The sequence below is a fragment of the Chryseobacterium subflavum genome, from assembly GCF_055762745.1.
Genome location: NZ_JBVTMR010000001.1, coordinates 392,974 through 411,614 on the forward strand (window position 1 = coordinate 392,974; position 18,641 = coordinate 411,614).

At 36.1% G+C, this 18,641-nt stretch carries 17 protein-coding genes; 10 read left to right on the top strand and 7 right to left on the bottom strand.

The genetic code is table 11. The features are described 5' to 3' along the window. Positions 1–18 precede the first annotated feature (18 nt). From AC0INN_RS01750 to AC0INN_RS01760, 3 genes are all read left to right on the top strand, one after another. Positions 19–1,002 carry an EamA family transporter gene (locus AC0INN_RS01750; RefSeq protein ID WP_306611383.1) on the top strand — a complete coding sequence of 328 codons (984 nt, stop codon included), beginning with the start codon at positions 19–21 and terminating at the stop codon, positions 1,000–1,002. Between the two features lie 82 nt (positions 1,003–1,084). Next, positions 1,085–2,080, top strand: coding sequence for an alpha/beta fold hydrolase (locus AC0INN_RS01755; RefSeq protein ID WP_306611385.1), 996 nt, complete (start codon positions 1,085–1,087; stop codon positions 2,078–2,080). A gap of 145 nt (positions 2,081–2,225) precedes the next feature. Next, on the top strand, positions 2,226–2,669 hold the full coding sequence (locus AC0INN_RS01760; RefSeq protein ID WP_306611387.1) for an SRPBCC family protein: 444 nt from the start codon (positions 2,226–2,228) through the stop codon (positions 2,667–2,669). Between the two features lie 89 nt (positions 2,670–2,758). Here the strand turns inward: AC0INN_RS01760 and rplS are convergent, their stop codons facing one another. Then, complete coding sequence (gene rplS, locus AC0INN_RS01765) at positions 2,759–3,115, bottom strand: 50S ribosomal protein L19 (RefSeq protein WP_172277465.1); 357 nt, start codon at positions 3,113–3,115, stop codon at positions 2,759–2,761. 297 nt (positions 3,116–3,412) lie between these two features. Between rplS and AC0INN_RS01770 the strand changes: the two genes are divergently transcribed. Next, complete coding sequence (locus AC0INN_RS01770; RefSeq protein WP_306611389.1) at positions 3,413–6,151, top strand: fibronectin type III domain-containing protein; 2,739 nt, start codon at positions 3,413–3,415, stop codon at positions 6,149–6,151. Positions 6,152–6,237: 86 nt separating this feature from the next. Here the strand turns inward: AC0INN_RS01770 and AC0INN_RS01775 are convergent, their stop codons facing one another. Further along, entirely contained in the window at positions 6,238–6,612 is a 375-nt protein-coding gene (locus AC0INN_RS01775; protein ID WP_172277471.1) for a DoxX family protein, read from the bottom strand. A gap of 236 nt (positions 6,613–6,848) precedes the next feature. On the opposite strand from AC0INN_RS01775, the gene AC0INN_RS01780 reads away from it, so the two are divergent. Together AC0INN_RS01780 and AC0INN_RS01785 are read left to right on the top strand one after the other, a co-directional pair. Beyond that, a complete protein-coding gene (locus AC0INN_RS01780) occupies positions 6,849–7,457 on the top strand; it encodes a hypothetical protein (RefSeq protein ID WP_306611392.1) in 609 nt (202 codons plus the stop codon). Between the two features lie 109 nt (positions 7,458–7,566). After that, the gene (locus tag AC0INN_RS01785; RefSeq protein WP_172277477.1) at positions 7,567–8,268 is read left to right on the top strand and encodes a CoA transferase subunit A; all 702 of its coding nucleotides are present in this window, start codon (positions 7,567–7,569) and stop codon (positions 8,266–8,268) included. A 75-nt stretch (positions 8,269–8,343) separates the two neighbouring features. Here AC0INN_RS01785 and AC0INN_RS01790 read toward each other — a convergent pair whose 3' ends face one another. Beyond that, positions 8,344–10,149: an ABC transporter ATP-binding protein gene (locus AC0INN_RS01790; protein WP_172277480.1), complete on the bottom strand. Its 1,806-nt coding sequence runs from the start codon at positions 10,147–10,149 to the stop codon at positions 8,344–8,346. Between the two features lie 121 nt (positions 10,150–10,270). On the opposite strand from AC0INN_RS01790, the gene AC0INN_RS01795 reads away from it, so the two are divergent. Next, complete coding sequence (locus AC0INN_RS01795) at positions 10,271–10,924, top strand: CoA transferase subunit B (RefSeq protein WP_306611395.1); 654 nt, start codon at positions 10,271–10,273, stop codon at positions 10,922–10,924. 50 nt (positions 10,925–10,974) lie between these two features. Here the strand turns inward: AC0INN_RS01795 and AC0INN_RS01800 are convergent, their stop codons facing one another. The 3 genes from AC0INN_RS01800 to AC0INN_RS01810 form a co-directional block, all read right to left on the bottom strand. Then, the gene (locus tag AC0INN_RS01800; protein WP_306611397.1) at positions 10,975–11,862 is read right to left on the bottom strand and encodes a hypothetical protein; all 888 of its coding nucleotides are present in this window, start codon (positions 11,860–11,862) and stop codon (positions 10,975–10,977) included. Positions 11,863–11,866: 4 nt separating this feature from the next. Then, complete coding sequence (locus AC0INN_RS01805) at positions 11,867–12,244, bottom strand: hypothetical protein (RefSeq protein WP_306611399.1); 378 nt, start codon at positions 12,242–12,244, stop codon at positions 11,867–11,869. 234 nt (positions 12,245–12,478) lie between these two features. Further along, positions 12,479–13,294, bottom strand: coding sequence for a DUF4197 domain-containing protein (locus tag AC0INN_RS01810; protein ID WP_306611402.1), 816 nt, complete (start codon positions 13,292–13,294; stop codon positions 12,479–12,481). A 107-nt stretch (positions 13,295–13,401) separates the two neighbouring features. Between AC0INN_RS01810 and AC0INN_RS01815 the strand changes: the two genes are divergently transcribed. Then, a complete protein-coding gene (locus AC0INN_RS01815; RefSeq protein ID WP_306611404.1) occupies positions 13,402–15,666 on the top strand; it encodes a family 20 glycosylhydrolase in 2,265 nt (754 codons plus the stop codon). Positions 15,667–15,672: 6 nt separating this feature from the next. On the opposite strand, the gene AC0INN_RS01820 is transcribed toward AC0INN_RS01815, so the two are convergent. After that, positions 15,673–16,695: a serine hydrolase domain-containing protein gene (locus tag AC0INN_RS01820; protein ID WP_306611406.1), complete on the bottom strand. Its 1,023-nt coding sequence runs from the start codon at positions 16,693–16,695 to the stop codon at positions 15,673–15,675. 229 nt (positions 16,696–16,924) lie between these two features. Between AC0INN_RS01820 and AC0INN_RS01825 the strand changes: the two genes are divergently transcribed. Beyond that, positions 16,925–17,917 carry an isoaspartyl peptidase/L-asparaginase family protein gene (locus tag AC0INN_RS01825; RefSeq protein WP_306611408.1) on the top strand — a complete coding sequence of 331 codons (993 nt, stop codon included), beginning with the start codon at positions 16,925–16,927 and terminating at the stop codon, positions 17,915–17,917. Positions 17,918–17,965: 48 nt separating this feature from the next. After that, the gene (locus AC0INN_RS01830) at positions 17,966–18,628 is read left to right on the top strand and encodes a copper homeostasis protein CutC (protein ID WP_306611410.1); all 663 of its coding nucleotides are present in this window, start codon (positions 17,966–17,968) and stop codon (positions 18,626–18,628) included. Positions 18,629–18,641: the final 13 nt, after the last annotated feature.

Consider the following 18,641-nt stretch of genomic DNA (forward strand, 5'->3'; position numbering starts at 1 on the left):
CAGGCTGTTAAAAAGATTATGAAGAAGAAAAATTTATTGAAAGGCGTATTGCTAGTGGGTATTGGTGCAAGTGTTTATGGAATGTTGGCTACATTTGTTAAAATGTCTTATCATGATGGATATACCACATCCGAAGTAACCACTGCTCAGTTTGTATTAGGATTAGTAGGACTTCTGATCCTGAATTTTATCCAGACTTTAACATCAAAAACAAAATTATCATCACCAAGCCGAAAAGAAGTTAGGATGCTGATGCTGGCAGGTACTTCACTGGGGTGTACAAGTTTATTTTACTATATCGCAGTTCAATATATCAATGTTTCAATAGCGATTGTTTTGTTAATGCAGTCTGTATGGTTTAGTGTGGTTGTAGAAAGTTTCTTGACCAGAAAATTTCCCAACGTGAGGAAAGTGGTCGCTACAATTATTGTACTAGTAGGAACTGTATTGGCTACGAATCTTATTAATGTGGATATAGAATTAGACTGGCATGGTGTTTTTTGGGGATTAATGGCAGCGGCTTCCTATACTCTGACGATGTTCACCTCTAATACACTGGCTACACATTTACCCGTCCTACGTAAAAGTATGGTAATGCTTTCAGGAGGATCTATTGTTATTCTGGCATTCCTTTTCTTTGCTCAGATCGGGCCCCTCTATTTTGATGGTCTTAAATCAATTTATTTAAATTTTACCGACAATACTCAACATATTCATTCTTTTGATTATTCTATATTCTGGACCTATGGTTTTGTTCTTGCTGTTTTTGGAACTATCATTCCACCCATTTTATTTAATTTGGGATTTCCAAATACAGGATTGGGCTTGGGAAGCATTATTTCATCACTGGAACTTCCGGTTTCTGTGACAATGGCTTTTGTTTTGTTGGGTGAAAAAGTAATTTTAGTTCAATGGGCAGGGATTGCATTAATCCTTTTTGCTATTGTACTTATGAATTTACCGGCAAAAAAAGAATTGAAAGTTGCTGAACAACTGTCCTGAAAAGATAATTAAGTTGAAAATAATAAGTAAAACCGTTTCTTTTGGAACGGTTTTTTTAATTTTAATCTATAAATAAGAATTCATGAAATATTTAAAAAAAGGCATTATGATTTTAATGCTATCTATGATACCATTTTTATCGTTTTCCCAGATAAAACCGTTAGATGCCATGCTTACGAACTATCAATATCCTTTTGAAGTTCATTTTATTGCTTTGAATACTCAGAATCAGCATCTGAAAATGGCCTATATGGATGTAAAGCCTAAAGAACCTAATGGAAAAGTAATCATGCTTCTTCATGGGAAAAACTTTAACGGAGCGTATTGGGAACAAACGGCGAAAGATCTTTCAGCTAAAGGTTTCAGGGTTATTATACCCGATCAGATAGGATTTGGTAAATCTTCCAAGCCTCAGTGTTATCAATTTTCTTTTTCGCAATTAGCAGACAATACAAAAAAAATACTGGATGAATTAAAGATTGATAAAGCAATTGTTCTGGGGCACTCTATGGGAGGAATGCTGGCAACCCGTTTTACATTACTTTACCCTGAGAGGGTTCAAAAGCTTGTCCTTGAAAACCCGATTGGCCTGGAAGATTATAAGACCTTTGCTTCATACCAGACTATTGATCAGGCATATCAGTCGGAGCTTAAAAATACAGCTGAAACCTATAAAAATTATCAGCTAAAATTCTATTATGATAATCAATGGAAGAAAGAATATCAACCCTGGCTGGATCTTATTGCTGGTTGGACTTTACATAAAGAATATCCGCTTGTGGCATGGGATGCTGCTCTCACATCCGATATGATTTATAATCAACCGGTTTGTTATGAATTTAAGAATATTAAAACTCCAACCTTGCTTATAATCGGAACAAGGGATAGAACTGCAATAGGAAAGGATAGGGCACCTAAAGAGCTTCAATCCAGGATGGGGCAATATCAGGAACTGGGAAAAAAGACACAACAGCAGATACCTGGTTCCAGACTAACGGAAATCGATAATGTAGGGCATCTTCCCCATATTGAGGTTTACCCCCGGTTTTTTGAAGCCTTATATGAGTTTATAAGGTAAAACATGACTCTTGAAATTAGCCTGTTCATAACGGAAATAAAAACAGAGGTGGATTTAGAATTTTGACTTTAAAAACATTTCTTGCCATATGTATAGTTTTTCACGAAATAAATTGTATAAAATTGTATTACCAATACACGGATTTATGGAAAATTATACCAATACAATAGAAATAATAACTACACCTGAAAAGGCATATGAAGCTTTGACCCGGAAAATTCCTTTATGGTGGTCAGAAATGTTTAACGGATCTTCCCGGGAACCCGATGATGTATTTACTATACAATTTGGTGACAATATTCACAAGACATTTCGGGTAAAGGAAGCTGTACCTGAATCAAGAATTGTATGGTATGTTGTAGATTCTTTAATCGGTCTTCCAGAGCTGAAAAATCAAACAGAATGGATTGGAACGACTATCGTTTGGGAAATTGAAAAAAATGAGAATGGAATTCTGCTGAAACTTACGCATAGGGGTTTGCATCCTGATGTCGAATGTTATCATATATGTTCCAATGGCTGGGTGCAATTTATCAATAGTTTGAAACTATTTCTTGAAACAGGAACGGGAAGTCCGTTTACAGGATAGCATCAGAGTCATATAAAACAACTTATATATAAAAAAAGAAGCTGCTTACATTGAGTAAACAGCTTCTTTTGTATGTATTGTTGTCTGAATTATTTCTTTTTGTAAGCAGCGTCTTTAATTCTTGCTTTCTTACCTCTAAGATCTCTGAAGTAGTAAATTCTAGATCTTCTAACTTTACCTCTTCTGTCAACTTCAATCTTCTGAAGAGCTGGCATGTTGATAGGGAATACTCTTTCTACACCTACATCACCACTCATTTTTCTGATAGTGAAAGTTTTTGTAGAACCTGTACCTCTTAATTGGATAACTGTTCCTTTGAAGAACTGAGTTCTTGTTTTTTGTCCTTCTTTAATTTCGTAATACACTGTAATTGTATCACCTGCTTTGAATTCAGGGAATTCTTTTTTTGCAATGTACTTCTCTTGTACGTACTTTAATAAATCCATTATTAATGATAATATAATGTTAAGGCTAAGCAACTTACACGTTTTTCGTCAGAGGTTGAATAACAGGTTGCAAATGTACAAAATTAGTTTTGAATAATCCAAATAAATTTAAATGTAATTGAACAGAGATTTTTGATGCATTGAAATCCCAAAACTTAACATATCCTTCACCTTATGATGAAACTGTGTTTACATGGGAATTTTACTTTTGCACGAAGTAAAAATTAACCGTTACTCTTCTTATTTTACTGATAAACAGTAAATTATTGAAGAGTGCCAATTTAAAAATTATTAGCTATGAAAAATTATTTCTTCCTTTTATGTTTTATCGTCGTCCAGATGACCTTTGGGCAGGCTTTATTTCCTTATTTGCAAAATCCGACTCCAAATTCAATGATCGTTAATTGGAAAACCGCTTCCAATAATGAGACTACTGTTCTCTACGGGAATTCTCCGACGAACCTGAATGTTACGGTAACAGGAACCACCAATATATTTTCGGATACGGGATATAATAATAACTACTATTATCACACGGCCAAAATCAATAATCTGCAGCCGAATACAAAGTATTATTATAAAATAAAAACAGGAACCAGCGAGTCGGTAATTTACAACTTCAGGACACTTCCCATGCCGGGACAGCCTACTACGGCAGACGGTAAAATACGTTTTTTGATTATGGGAGATAATCAGATCAAAGCGGAACCCAGGTATGATACACTTACCTTAAATGCATTTAAAAAATTAAAGCAAAAATTTGGGGCAAACTCAGATCCTTCGGATAATGTTGCCCTTACTTTTATGGTGGGAGATCAGGTAGATGTCGGGACACTTGATCATTACGAAAATGTCCACTTTAAAAAGAATATTAAATTATCACCATATCTTCCGATCCAGACGACTGTGGGCAATCACGAAACCTATGGAACATTGGGAATGAATTCTTATTATGCTCATTTTTATATCGATGAAATTAAATATAAAAATATCAGCTCCGGGAATGAAAATTACTATGCGCAACAAGCGGGGAACGTTTTGTTTATCAGCTTAAGCTCTGAACATACGGGAACGGCTCAGCAGACCTGGTTACAGCAAATTCTTACAGCTGCAAATAACGATCCTACTGTCGATTGGATTATTTCCTTAAGCCACAGGCCTTATCAGGCAGAGCAATATGTAGGGGATATCTCAACATGGGTAAGAAATAATGCAGTTCCTCTTCTAACGTCATCGAGTAAATATCTGATGCACGTAGGTGCACACCATCACCTGTATCACAGAGGGCAATTAAAAGATAGCCCTACTTACCAGATTATATCCGGAGGAACAGCATGGGATCAGTACTGGGGAATGTCTACAGAACAGGATTTTGATGATGTTCAGAAAACACTTACCGACTGGACATACCAAATCGTAGAGGTAGATGTTGCCAATGGTAAGGTAGATGTGGAATGTTATTCGATTGGAGGGATCTATACTAAAAAATACAATGAGCTCGTTGATTCTTTCCATAGATATAAAAACCAGCCAAAACCTGTTAAGCCTACGATCACCAATACTTTTTCAGGTCCTGTGACTTTACCCTTAACTTTGAATGGAAGCAGTTTTACGTCACCCAACAATGAGCTTTTAAACACAACACAATTCCTCATTAGTAAAGCAGCAGATTTTTCGGTGATAGAAAAAGAATTCTATCGTGATTATGAAAATTGGTTCGGTAAGGACGGAGTTCCTGATAAGGCTAAAAACCTGAATGCCGGTGTAGATATTACGAAAGTAAGCTTTCCCGCCAATTCTATTTCCAATGGTGTGTATTACGTAAAAACAAGATACAGGGACAGAAATCTGGAATGGAGTGACTGGAGTGATGTAAAGCAGTTTGAAATAACGGGAAGCGTAGTTTCAAATCCTACATTTACGCTGGATAAAACAGAATATTTACAAAATACCCCCGTAACTGCAACCTATACAGGCGGTCCAGGTAATCAGACAGATTGGGTGGGTGTTTATAGAAAAGGGCAGGTTCCGGGAACATCAACTTCGCAGGCCTATATTTATACCAACGGACAAACAGCGGGAACAGCCACTTTTACCAATGGTTTTGCAGCTAAAGGACAGTATTTTGCCGGATTTTTTGCCAATGACGGATATACGGAGATTACACCGAGAAAAAATTTCTATATAGGCCCTAAAGTTGTTCTTCAGGCCACTTCAGATACTTATCCGGTAGGAGGAACTGTGAAAATAAATTTCAGTAACGGACCCAATCTTGTAAAAGACTGGATCGGGATTTATAAGATGGGGCAAACTCCGGGAACCAATACTTCTGCGATGTATAAATATGTAACAACCGCTGCTGGAAATCTTGAGTTTACCGGACTCCCTAAAGGGTACTATTTTGCGCAATATTTTCTGGAAGATGGTTATACGGCAATCGGTGAGAAAGTGTTTTTTAAAGTAGGAGATATTGTTACCGAATTATGGATTAACAAACCTGTTTATACGTTGGGCGAAAATATTACAGCTTCATGGACGGATTCTCCGGGAATTATCAAAGACTGGCTGGGTATTTATCCACAAAATATTCAGACGCCGGACGATAATTTTGTTTCATATACTTATTTTGACGGGATAACTCAGGGTACAAAAACATTGAATGGAGCTGCCTTACCTACAACTCCCGGAAATTATTATATGGTAATGTTTACCAATGATTCTTATACTGAAGTTTCAAACAGAATGCAATTCCAGGTAACTTCTTCAACATTAGGAACTGCTGAAACCTCAAAAAGTACTGAGAAAAATGTAGTGTTGTATCCTAACCCGACCAAGCCAGGTGAACCTACATTTATCAAGAGCGATTATCCAATTGATAAGATTGAGTTATTATCTGCTACAGGAGATCTATTATACGAATCTAAAAATGTACACAATCAGCGTTTTTCTTTAGTCAACGAAAATCTGCCTAAAGGTGTATACTTTGTAAAAGTTCATACAAGAAAGTTATTTACTTTAAAACTGATTATTCAGTAACACTTTTTTAATTAGGTACAGAGAGGGAACATTTGTTCCCTCTTTTATTTATCAAAAGATTACCTAATGAAGATAAATAGTTTACTTTAATCCGTGGATTTTAATGCCCATGCAATTAAAGGAGCCTGCATGAAAAGTCTTGCGAATCTCTGATTATCGGTGTTCAGGCCGAAAGAATCCCTTCTGTTTTTATATTGGGCAATATTTCCGGGAAGAACCGCTGCAAAAAAGCCTGCAACAACTTTTCCCATTGTTTTTCGATACTTTTTAGGAGTCACGATCGTTGCTGTTCCCAGGAGTATTTCTACGATTCCGGAATATACCACCGTATCATCTTTTTTTAAAGGAACCCATTCGGGAACCTGAGCCTGAAATTCTTTCCTTGCAAATGTAAGGTGACTGATTCCTGCAGTAATCAGAAATGCACCAAGTCCTATTCTTGATATGTCTTTCGTTTCCATAATAATGTGATTGGTTGTATGTACTCAGAATTTTATAATTCTTTTATACATGAACTCCAAAATTCAGACCATTAGGATTTGGTCTGTATATTGTCGTAGTAATTGGAATTGTTGGTTTTATGAGCCTGGTCATAAAATAGTTTTTACCGGTCCGGTTAACTTTATGAATCTTAGTTTACCAGTGAATAAAGCTAAAATGTGAGTTCCTTATATGTTCAATTTTAAAAGATGAAATTATGAAACCTAAAGAAATTCCGGGAGTTCCCCAACAAAAGAGTGGAGGATTTCATGATACTGAAAGTAAAAAACAATTTGACGATCCTGAATTGAACAAGCAAAAGTTTTCTGTTTTGAAAAAAAGATTTTTTTCAGTGAATCAGTGGAGAGATTATAGTGGCACTCTCACAGCCGATTTTAAATTGTATGATTCAAAAGGAAAACCCCTTGACCGATCTCCTGAAATTGATGATTACATCCGTATTGATATACCTGGTCCCGGAGAAAAAGAAGCAAAAGGATATGATTGGGTACAGATAGTCAATATTTCCTCTTATCATACAGGGTCATTTGAACGTATTAGTATAACCTGCAGACCATCCAAAATTCCGGGAAACTCCGAAAACAACCGTATAGCACACTTTTACAGCAGTAAAGCTACGTCAACTTTTATGATCTCAAATAATGGCAAAGAAATAATGGCAGCAATTTACGGAAGGAATGAATCACCCAATTTTAATGCTTCTTTTATTGATAAGATCAGAAATATCATGGTAGGCATAGGAGGAATGATGGGAATTTCTAAAATTCAATGGAAGGCCCTTTCTGATGGTTTGCTGGATTTTTAGCAATTATCTAAAATGGTGTTTCACTTTTATCTATTTAAATAAAAAATCCTGTGTGCCTTGATTTAAAAGAAAATTATTAAATTTAGCCAACAGAAAAATCTAATATTTCATGATAGATAAAAGAGTAAAAAATGCAAAGGAAGCTATAGAAGGAATTCAGGATGGGATGACATTAATGCTTGGGGGATTCGGCCTTTGCGGTATTCCTGAAAACTCCATTAATGCTTTGGTAGAAAGTGATGTGAAAGATCTGACGTGCATTTCCAACAACGCTGGAGTTGATGATTTTGGATTGGGATTATTGTTGCATAAAAGACAGATTAAAAAAATGATCTCTTCTTATGTAGGGGAGAATGCAGAATTCGAAAGACAGATGCTTTCCGGGGAACTGGATGTTGAGCTTACTCCACAAGGAACCCTTGCTGAAAAATGCAGAGCTGCACAAGCCGGAATTCCTGCGTTTTATACACCTGCAGGATATGGGACTGAAATAGCGGCAGGTAAAGAAGTAAAGGAATTTAACGGTAAGCCTCACATTCTTGAACATGCCTATAATGCAGATTACTCTATTGTAAAAGCGTGGAAAGGAGATCATGCAGGAAATCTGATCTTCAAAGGATCTGCAAGAAATTTTAATCATCCAATGGCCGGGGCTGCAAAAATTACAATAGCAGAAGTAGAAGAACTGGTAGAACCGGGAGAATTAGATCCTAATGAAGTCCATATTCCAGGAATTATGATTCAGAGAATATTCCAGGGTGATAAATTCGAAAAGAGAATTGAGCAAAGAACAGTAAGGAAAAAAGATTAAGTCTTTGTTTGAAAGACAGTATTCATATAAATAAAGCGCCGGAAAATATTTCCGGCGCTTTATTTATGATTCTTCTTATGATTCTTCGGGAATTACCATTTTCCTTTCTCCGATCTGTTGTCTCCACATGGCATAGTATAATCCTTTTTCGGCAATCAGATTATCATGGGATCCCATTTCTATGACTTGGCCTCGTTCAAGCACATAAATACGGTCGGCATGCATAATGGTGCTTAGACGATGGGCAATCAATACTGTGATTTGTTCTTTTTCCTCCGATATGCTTTTGATGGTGGAAGTTATTTCTTCTTCCGTAATACTGTCCAAAGCTGAAGTTGCTTCGTCAAAAATTAACAGGTGAGGTCTTCGTAATAAAGCCCTTGCAATCGCAATTCTTTGCTTTTCCCCGCCACTTAATTTCAATCCACCTTCTCCAATTACGGTTTCTATGCCTTTTTCAGCCCTTTCCAGTAAAGCAGTACAGCTTGATTTTTGTAAAGCTATTTGAAGTTCTACCTCAGTAGCCTTTGGATTTACGAAAAGAAGGTTTTCTTTAATGGTTCCTGCAAAAAGCTGGGTGTCCTGAGTTACAAAGCCAATTTGATTCCTCAATTCATCAAAATCAAATTCTTTCCCATTGATATTATTATAAAAAATATTTCCTTCCTGAGGACGATAGAGCCCAACCAAAAGTTTTACCAGGGTACTTTTTCCGGAACCACTGGGACCAACAAAAGCAATTGTTTCTCCGTTTTTTACGGTAAAAGATATATTGTTTAACGCTTTATACTGAGCTGATTGATGTTTGAAAGAAACATGTTTGAACTCCAATTCTTCAATAGCACCGATCTGTTTAGGATGAAGGGGTTTTTCCTCGACTGTTTTTTTCATTAAACGGTCAAAATTAAGAAGGGAAGCTTCAGCCTCTCGATAAGAAATAATGATATTTCCGATCTCCTGCATAGGTCCGAAGATAAAGAAGCCATAAAACATCAGCGATAAATATTGTCCCGGAGTTACAATATTTTTAAAAATTAAAAGTAATAAAGTCAGGGTGATCAGCTGTTGAAGAAAATTAACCATTGTTCCCTGGATAAAACTTAAAGAACGGATGCTTTTGACTTTTCTAAGTTCAAGCCCCAGAATTTTATAGGTATTATTGTTTAAGCGGATGACTTCCTGATTGGTTAATCCCAGACTTTTTACAATTTCTATATTTCTAAGGCTTTCTGTAGTACTTCCTGCCAGAGCTGTGGTTTCCGAAACAATATTTTTCTGGATACTCTTTATTCTCTTGCTTAATAAATTCGTGATGAATGCAATCAGAAATATTCCACAAATGTATACCGGCATGATTGACCAATGTAAACGGATAGCATACACAGCAACGAAAATGATACTGACCAGAATTCCGAAGAAAATATTAATGAAATTACTGATGAACTTTACAGTATCTTCTCTTACTTTCGTTAAAATAGAAAGGGTTTCACCACTTCTCTGGTCTTCAAATTCCTGATATGGCAATGCCATAGAATGCTTTAAACCGTCCGTGAAAATTTTTGCCCCGAACTTTTGGGTGATAACACTTACTGCATAATCCTGAAAAGCTTTGGCGATCCTGCTCACCATGGCTGTTCCGATAAGGAGGGATAAGAAATAGAATACACCATGATAAATGCCGTCCCCGTATAAATATTGGTTCAGGTTTCTTGGTAAAAGCTTTTCTTTATCAAAAAAATTAGGATGGGTAACCAGTTTATCGAGAATATTACCCGTTATTGCCGGAGCAAATAAAGAGAATACCTGGTTAATGGTTGCTAATAATAATGAAAGAATAATCAACCACTGGTAAGGTTTAAGGTATTTTAAAAGTATTTTCATTCTGTTAAATAATGTTGCAAAATTAGAGATATTATTTCGACTTATTATGTTAATAATTTTCAATAACAAAGCCCTTTTGTATTCTATTGAAAATAATTAAATTGCAGTCTAAGTTTTTACTATGCTCACAAAAGAACAAATTGCTAAAAGAATCTCAAAAGAATTAAAAGATCGTTATTATGTAAATCTGGGAATAGGGATTCCCACTTTGGTTGCCAACTACGTTCCTGATGGCATTTCAGTAGAATTTCAGAGTGAAAATGGAGTTTTGGGAATGGGACCTTTCCCTTTTGAAGGAGAAGAAGATGCTGATATCATCAATGCAGGAAAGCAGACCATTACGATACTACCAGGAGGTTCATTTTTTGATTCCGCTTTTAGTTTTGGGATGATCCGTGGACAGAAAGTAGATCTTACGATCCTTGGCGCAATGGAAGTTTCTGAAAACGGAGATATTGCCAACTGGAAGATTCCGGGAAAAATGGTAAAAGGAATGGGCGGAGCAATGGATTTGGTAGCTTCTGCTGAAAATATCATTGTTGCGATGATGCATGTAAATAAAGGAGGAGAAAGTAAAATCCTGAAAAAATGTACACTTCCTTTAACAGGAGTAAATTGTGTGAAAAGAGTAGTTACGGAGCTCGCTGTTTTAGATGTAACACCAGCTGGTTTTAAGCTTATTGAAAGAGCACCGGGAGTGTCCGTAGAGCATATTGTACAATCTACAGAAGCAGATCTGATCATTGAAGGAGAAATTCCCGAAATGCAATTTTAATAAAAAACAAAAGAAAGGCTGTTATCATTAACAGCTTTTTTTATCATCGGTTAATTAAGTTTCATTAGTTTTTCAGGAAGAGCAGGAAGCTTTGTTTGTGGATTTATTTCATCGTTGTTCCAGAAACTTATCACGCAGCTTATATTTTGATCTCGTATATTTTCTGCGATGTAGTAGATTGTTAAAGACTTTCCGCCGGACATTTTTGTAAGAACAGAAGTTAGGCCCGTAAAGTCATACACTATTTTTTTTGCTTTTGTGGGTACATCCAGAAAATTAATATCAATCATTTCTTCGGATGTAATTTTTCCTCCTCCTTTAGATTTTGTTACATTCAATTGGTTTTCAACAGCTTCTTTTGCATCCTGTAATGTTCTGTGAACAGACCAGTTCATCTCACCAGCATATGGGCATTGAACTATATTGAGGAAGGTCCAGTAACAATTATTGCCAAGTTCTATTTTTCTTCCGGCAAAATTAATTGAACTGATATTCATAGAAACAAAATTCTCCTCCGGAATTCTATTCTCAATAATTGCATTAACGAGCTTTTCTTCAGTATCTTGATCTGTTTTTCCGTTTTTTATAAACCATACTACAGTGATTGTCTTATTCGGATTTTCAACGAAATAATAATTATTTGTTTGAAAGCTGTTTCCTGAAATTTTTTGTTGTTTGGTTACAAAGAAGTTTTTACTATTGATTTTCTCATCTCTTGTTTTTAGTTCAGAATCTGAAATTTTATGTTTTTTTAAAACCTTTGAAAGCCCTTTTTCATCAAAAGAATTATTGAAAACCTCACTTGTAACACTATATCCATCTATATTGTACCAGATTTTGCCATTATTATTCAACGCGGAAAGTCTTGTGAGGATATTATTTTCCTGAGAAAAGCACATTGAACAGAAGAAAATGGTTAAGATTTTAAAGATCTTCATGTCCTTATTTATTAATGGTAAATGTATATGTGGGAACATTATCTTTGGATCCCTTTTTCCAATTTTCTGCAAGTTTAGGATCATTTAATTCCACACCATCTACTGGTGATATGTCGAACTTTGAAAACCATTTTTGAGGATTGGTACCGTCTTTTTTGAAATAAGTCTGCCTCACAATAATACTGTCATGAGGTTTTACCGTAAAAGAATTAGAGACTTCCTGTGCTCCAAAACTTTGCGACATTTTGATAACACTAGAGGTAAAGCTAACGGGCTTATCTGAAGTGTTTTTCACAATAAAGGCTGTCATAGGACTTCCGGACATGGGTAAACAAGCTGCGAACAGACTGAAAACAAGAAAAGCATACATTAATTTTTTCATGGTTGTTTATTTTTGTGTTTGTTGATTTACTTCGCTGATTGTATTTTATATACGGAATTGAAGTTATGAAAAAATTGTTATGTTTACAGAATTCCTGACTATTATATCTTAAAAAAGAAGAATTACATGATTTGCAATGCACTTTAATACGAAAGGCTGCTCAAATTCTGAAACAGCCTTTTTATTTTGTATCTAGATGTTATAAATTGAGTTTTTTCAACTATTCATAATTGATTATTTACCGTCCTGAGCTCCAAAAACTTTTTGTAAAATACTGGTAGTTCTCATGGCTGGAGTATTTCTGATCCCGTTTTCTTTATCTGCAACCATTTTGAAAACGCCATTAATTGTTTCTGTAGTCACATATTCATTCAAATCAGTAGTTACAGATTGCCCTGTAAAAGTATTGTACTTTGAAATAAGGCTCTTCCAAAGGGTGTCAGCTCCCACTTTTCCCAATGAAGCCTGTACTTTTGGCTGGAACGCTGTAAAGAGCTGGTTCTGGGTTTTAGTTTGCAGATAATTAGTAGCAGCATGATTTGAGCCCAATAAAATATTTTTGGCATCAGTAATTGTCATTGATGTAATGGCATTGGTGAAAATAGGAGCAGCTTCTGTTACGGCATCTTCAGCAGCTCTGTTTAATAATTTCACTCCCTCATCAGCGAGTTTTCCCATTCCCAAAGAACGCAAGGTCGTGTCTACCTTTCTTAGTTTTTCGGGCATTAAAATTTTTACGGCTTCATTTTTGAAAAAACCATCAGTTAAAGCAAGCTTCTTCACACCATCATTCACTCCCATACTTAAGGCTTCCTTTAATCCGGACGAAATTTGGGTAGAAGTAAGATTATTAAGATTAACTGAAGAGGCTCTGTTGGGTGATGGAGTTGTAATTACAGTTGTTCCTGTAGAAGTGTTCTTTATTTTTCCTGTATTGTTAAGGTCAACGCCTGTTTTTTCCTTAACAGTAGATTTTATGATATCTAAAAGTTGTGCTTGTGCTGAAACTGAAAACACCAGACTTACCGCTAAAAAAATTGTTTTTCTCATTGTATATTTTTGCAAAATTAGATCTTTTATATCATAATAGGTTAAATAATTCACTGACTTTTTTCAGAAATTAATTATATTCGCTTAAATCTAAATTACTCAAAATAATGCGTTTATTATTGGTCTTTTCCCTTATGATTTCCAATCTGTTTTTTTCGCAAACTAAACCAAGTTTAATTCCTTACCCACAAAGTTTAACGATTCAGGAAGGTAAATTTGTGATCCCCAAAACATTGATACTGAATGATAAACTTCCAAAAGAGGAAACGGAATATTTCAAAAAGCATCTTGGTGCTCGCGTTACATTTCAATCCTCAGGAAGTACGGAAAAAGTTCATATAATGCATATGCTGATTCCACAACCCAAAATGCCGATTGATCCGCAGGGTGATAAAGAAAGATATTCTATTGATATTTCTCCCAAAAGGATTTTTATAAGTTCTTACACTAAACAAGGTTATTTTCTTGCTGTTCAAACCTTGATCCAGTTGTTTGATGAGTATCAGGAAAAAGGAGAGATTCCCGCTATGGAAATTAAAGATAATCCAAAATTTGCATGGAGAGGAATGCATCTGGATGTTTGCCGTCATTTCTTTACGGTAGATGAAGTAAAGCAGTATATTGATTATCTGGCCATGTATAAGCTAAATACCTTTCACTGGCATTTAACCGATGATCAGGGATGGAGAATTGAAATCAAGAAATATCCGAAGCTGACTGAAATTGGCTCCAGGAGAAAAGAATCTATGATTGGAGCCTATGTAGATAATACCTTTGACGGAAAACCATATGGCCCTTATTTTTATACTCAGGAACAGATTAAGGATGTGGTTAAGTATGCAGAACAGCGTCATATCACAATTGTACCTGAAATTGAAATGCCCGGACATGCTTTAGCAGCACTTTCGGCCTATCCTGAGTTGGCGTGTACGAAAGGACCTTTTGAACCTGCCACAAAGTGGGGAGTCTTTGATGATGTTTTTTGTCCTAAAAAAGAAACATTTACATTTTTAGAAAATGTCCTGGATGAGGTGATAAAGTTATTTCCTTCTCAGTATATCCATATTGGTGGGGATGAATGTCCTAAGACACGATGGAAAGAGTGCCCGCATTGTCAGGACCTGATCAAAAAGAACAATCTGAAAGATGAGCATGGATTACAAAGCTATTTTATCCAGACTATAGAAAAATATGTAAATAGCAAAGGGCGGAAAATAATCGGATGGGATGAGATTCTGGAAGGAGGTCTGGCACCAAACGCTGCGGTAATGAGCTGGACAGGTGTCAATGGAGGAATTGAAGCTGCAAAATCAAAACATTTTGCTGTAATGACTCCCGGAGCTTTCTGTTATTTTGACCATTATCAGGGGGATCCCCAGTCCGAACCTAATGCTTTTGGAGGATTTACTCCTTTAGATAAAGTATATTCTTACGATCCGGTTCCTTCAGAGCTTACTGCTGAGGAAGCTAAATACATTTTAGGTGTTCAGGCTAACTTATGGACTGAATATATATTGGATTTTAAGCATGTCCAGTATATGATTTTTCCAAGAATAATGGCACTTTCAGAAGTAGCATGGGGAACTTCTGATCCTAAGAATTATAAAGAATTTGAAAACAGGGTTATCCGGCAGTTTAAGGTTTTAGATAAAATGAAGATCAACTATGCGAAAAGTATTTATAATATTTCAGGAAAAGTAACACCTTCTGCCAAAGGTGTTGCATATGAATTATCAACTTCTCAAAATTCTCAGGGAATAAAATATACAACCGATGGTACAGATCCAACGGTAAATTCACCATCTTATAAGGAGCCTATCCCTGTTTCAAGAGCTATGACCATAAAGTCTGCCTATTTCGAAGATGGACAGATAAAAAGTGCGGTTTCTTCCCAATCATTTATTCCTTCCAAAACAACGGGAAAGAAGATCACTCTGGAACAACAGCCCAGCGAAAATTATTCTTTTGGCGGAGCGTTTACTTTGGTGGACGGAATTTTGGGTAATCAAAAACAGCTGGGAAAAACATGGTTAGGCTTTCAGGGAAAAGATGTTGTAGCAGTTATTGACTTAGGAGTAAAAACTCAGTTTTCAGAAGTTTATTTTAATACCCTTGAAAATAAAGGAAGCTGGATTCATTTAGCTAAAGGAGCACAGATCTTTATTTCTGATGATAATGTAAATTTTAAAATGATCAAAGAAATTGGAAAAGATGAAATTCAGAATGTAAAAGGAAAAGTAAAACTCAATGTTGGTAATCAGAACGCGGCATATATTAAAGTTAAAATTGAAAATGCAGGAATTATTCCTGCCGGAAATCCGGGAGCTGATTCTAAAGCCTGGCTTTTTGTAGATGAGATTGGGATGAATTAATCAATATCAGAAAGCATTCCGTATCGACTTTTTCTCAGCTTCCAGAAATTTATACACCGGAAAGGCATCTCCCTGATTCGTCAAAGCAATAATACAGGTATTGTTGCTCAGGTCTCTCCAGATGATACTTCTGAACCTGTTGATTCCACCGGTATGCATTGCTATATCGTCAGAAATGTACCATCCGAATGCATAATCACTCGTTTTTCCATTTTTTAAAACGGGCAGTTCATACATAATTTTTGTGTTTTCCTTAGTCAGTAAATGATGCTCTCTTAAAGCCTGGTCGAATTTATATAGATCCCATGTCGTAGAATAGATCCCGCCATCCCCCAATGTTAAAAGAAAATAATCATCCGGTTTTTTATCTATATCATACGCTTTGGCAATACCGGAAGGCGGTACCGTTTGAGCATCAAAAACAAATGAATGCTGCATATTCAAAGGAGCAAAAATTCTATTTTGAATAAAATTTTTATATGACTGTCCGGATACAGCCTCTATAATTTGTCCAAGTATGATATATCCACTATTACAATATTCAAATTGACTGCCAGAAGGAAATGTTAATCCGGGTTGCTTTTTTAGAAAGGCCAGGACATCTTCATTGGTGATCCTGTTGTCTGAGATCAAAACATTCTCATAATCCTTTAATCCTGAAGTGTGGTTAAGCAATTGTCTGATACTGATATTTTGTGCATATTCCGGAAGGTCCATTAGATATTGGCTTGCTTTATCATCAAACGACAACTTGTGCTCCTGCTGTAAAAGCATAATCGCTGTTGCAGTAAAAGGTTTTGTTACAGACGCAATACAGAACGGCGTATCCTTGGTCATAAGTTTTTTGTCTTCAAAATTTTTATATCCCAATGCTGTATCACATATTATTTTTCCTTTTTCAACTATGAGAACGGTACCATTAAATTTTCCTTTCTTGTAAAAATTTATAAGAATATCTTTTTCTGATTTTTTGTTGCAGGAAAATAAAATGAATAAAACACTACCTAAAATAACTGAAATTCTGATCATGGTTGAAAAAGTTTAACATACAATAAGTCAATAATGTAAATGGAAAGTTACAGAGGTGAATTTTCCATCTTGCTGATATGAATTCTGAAATATTCCGATCAATGATATGAAGATTGTTTTTAAGACTTTTTGTAATGACGATTGCTAAACGCGATGAAATAGGATATGTTGTTTTTTTACTTTTGTACCAGCAGGAAAATTGCTAATTTGTAAGCCTAATAAACCTGATATGCAAAGCAGACGAAACTTTATCAAAAAGACAGCAGTTGCTTCTTTGGCTCTTGCCGTAAATCCGCTAGATCTAATGGCCAGTCCATTACCTGAAAGTCAGAAAACCATAAACAAACCGATCGTCCTGTCAACCTGGAATTTTGGTTTAAAGGCCAATGAGGAAGCATGGAAGATTCTTGGCAAAAACGGAAGAGCGTTAGATGCTGTTGAAAAAGGAGTACGTTTGGTAGAGTTGGATCCCACGGAAAGAAGCGTGGGATATGGCGGACGCCCGGACAGAGATGGAAGAGTAACACTTGATGCCTGTATCATGGATGAAAACTACAACATCGGATCGGTTGCCTGTATTGAAAATATTAAAAATCCAATTTCTGTAGCCAGAGCCGTGATGGAAAAGACTCCGCACGTTATGCTGGTAGGAGATGGTGCTTTTCAGTTTGCCCTATCTCAGGGATTTAAAAAGGAAAACCTATTAACGCCCGAATCTGAAAAAGAATGGAAGGAATGGCTTAAAAACAGCAAGTACCAACCTATCGTAAATATTGAAAACCATGATACCATCGGAATGATTGCATTGGACGCTCAGGGAAATCTTTCCGGAGCTTGTACTACCAGCGGTATGGCCTTTAAAATGCACGGAAGGGTAGGAGATTCTCCCATTATCGGAGCCGGATTATTCGTAGATAACGAAGTGGGTGCCGCTACAGCAACGGGACATGGTGAAGAAGTAATAAGAACTGTTGGAACTCACCTGGTTGTGGAACTGATGAGACAAGGAAGAAATCCGCAGCAAGCCTGCAAAGAAGCAGTTGAAAGAATTGTAAAGATTACACAGAGAAGAAATAAAAATCTGAAAGATATTCAGGTAGGTTTTATTGCATTAAATAAAAACGGGGAATATGGATCTTATTGCATACAGGACGGGTTTAATTTTGCGGTACATGACCAAAAAGGAAACAGGCTGGAAACTCCTGAGTTTGCCTTGAAATAATAATCAGAAATCAGAAATTATTTTTACTAATTCCTAAAAAAATTAAAAATGTCAAAGATAGAAATAGCATGTTTTAATCCTCATTCTGCCATCGTTGCTTTTGAAAATGGGGCAGACAGAATAGAATTATGTGATGGTTTAAGTGAAGGAGGAACTACACCAGATTTTGAAACGACTAAAAAACTAAGAGAAAAGATAAACATTCCTGTTTTTGTCATGATCCGTCCCCGTGGAGGAAATTTCACTTATACAAATGAAGAATTTGAACAGATGAAAAGTGAGCTTACCCAGCTTAAATCTCTTAATGTCGACGGCTTTGTTTTCGGAATTTTAGATGAGAATGATGAGGTTAATATGGAACAAAATAAAACCCTGGTTGAAATGGCACATCCGTTACCTTGCACTTTTCACCGTGCTTTTGACAGGGCAAAAGGTTTAGAAAGCTCATTGGAAAAAGTGATCAGCTGTGGTTTTAAAACGATTCTTACTTCCGGACAGAAACCTAATGTTTCCGAGGGTAAAGAAAATCTGAAAAAATTGGTAGAGCTTTCAAATGGGAGAATAGAAATTCTTGTGGGTGGCGGACTAAGATCAACCAATATCCAGGATATCCGTGAATTTACAAACGCAGCCTATTTTCATTCTTCAGCTATTACGGATGGCGGACAGTTTGCCGATGCAGATGAGGTAATTGCTTTGAAGAATAAATAACAGAATCTGATAC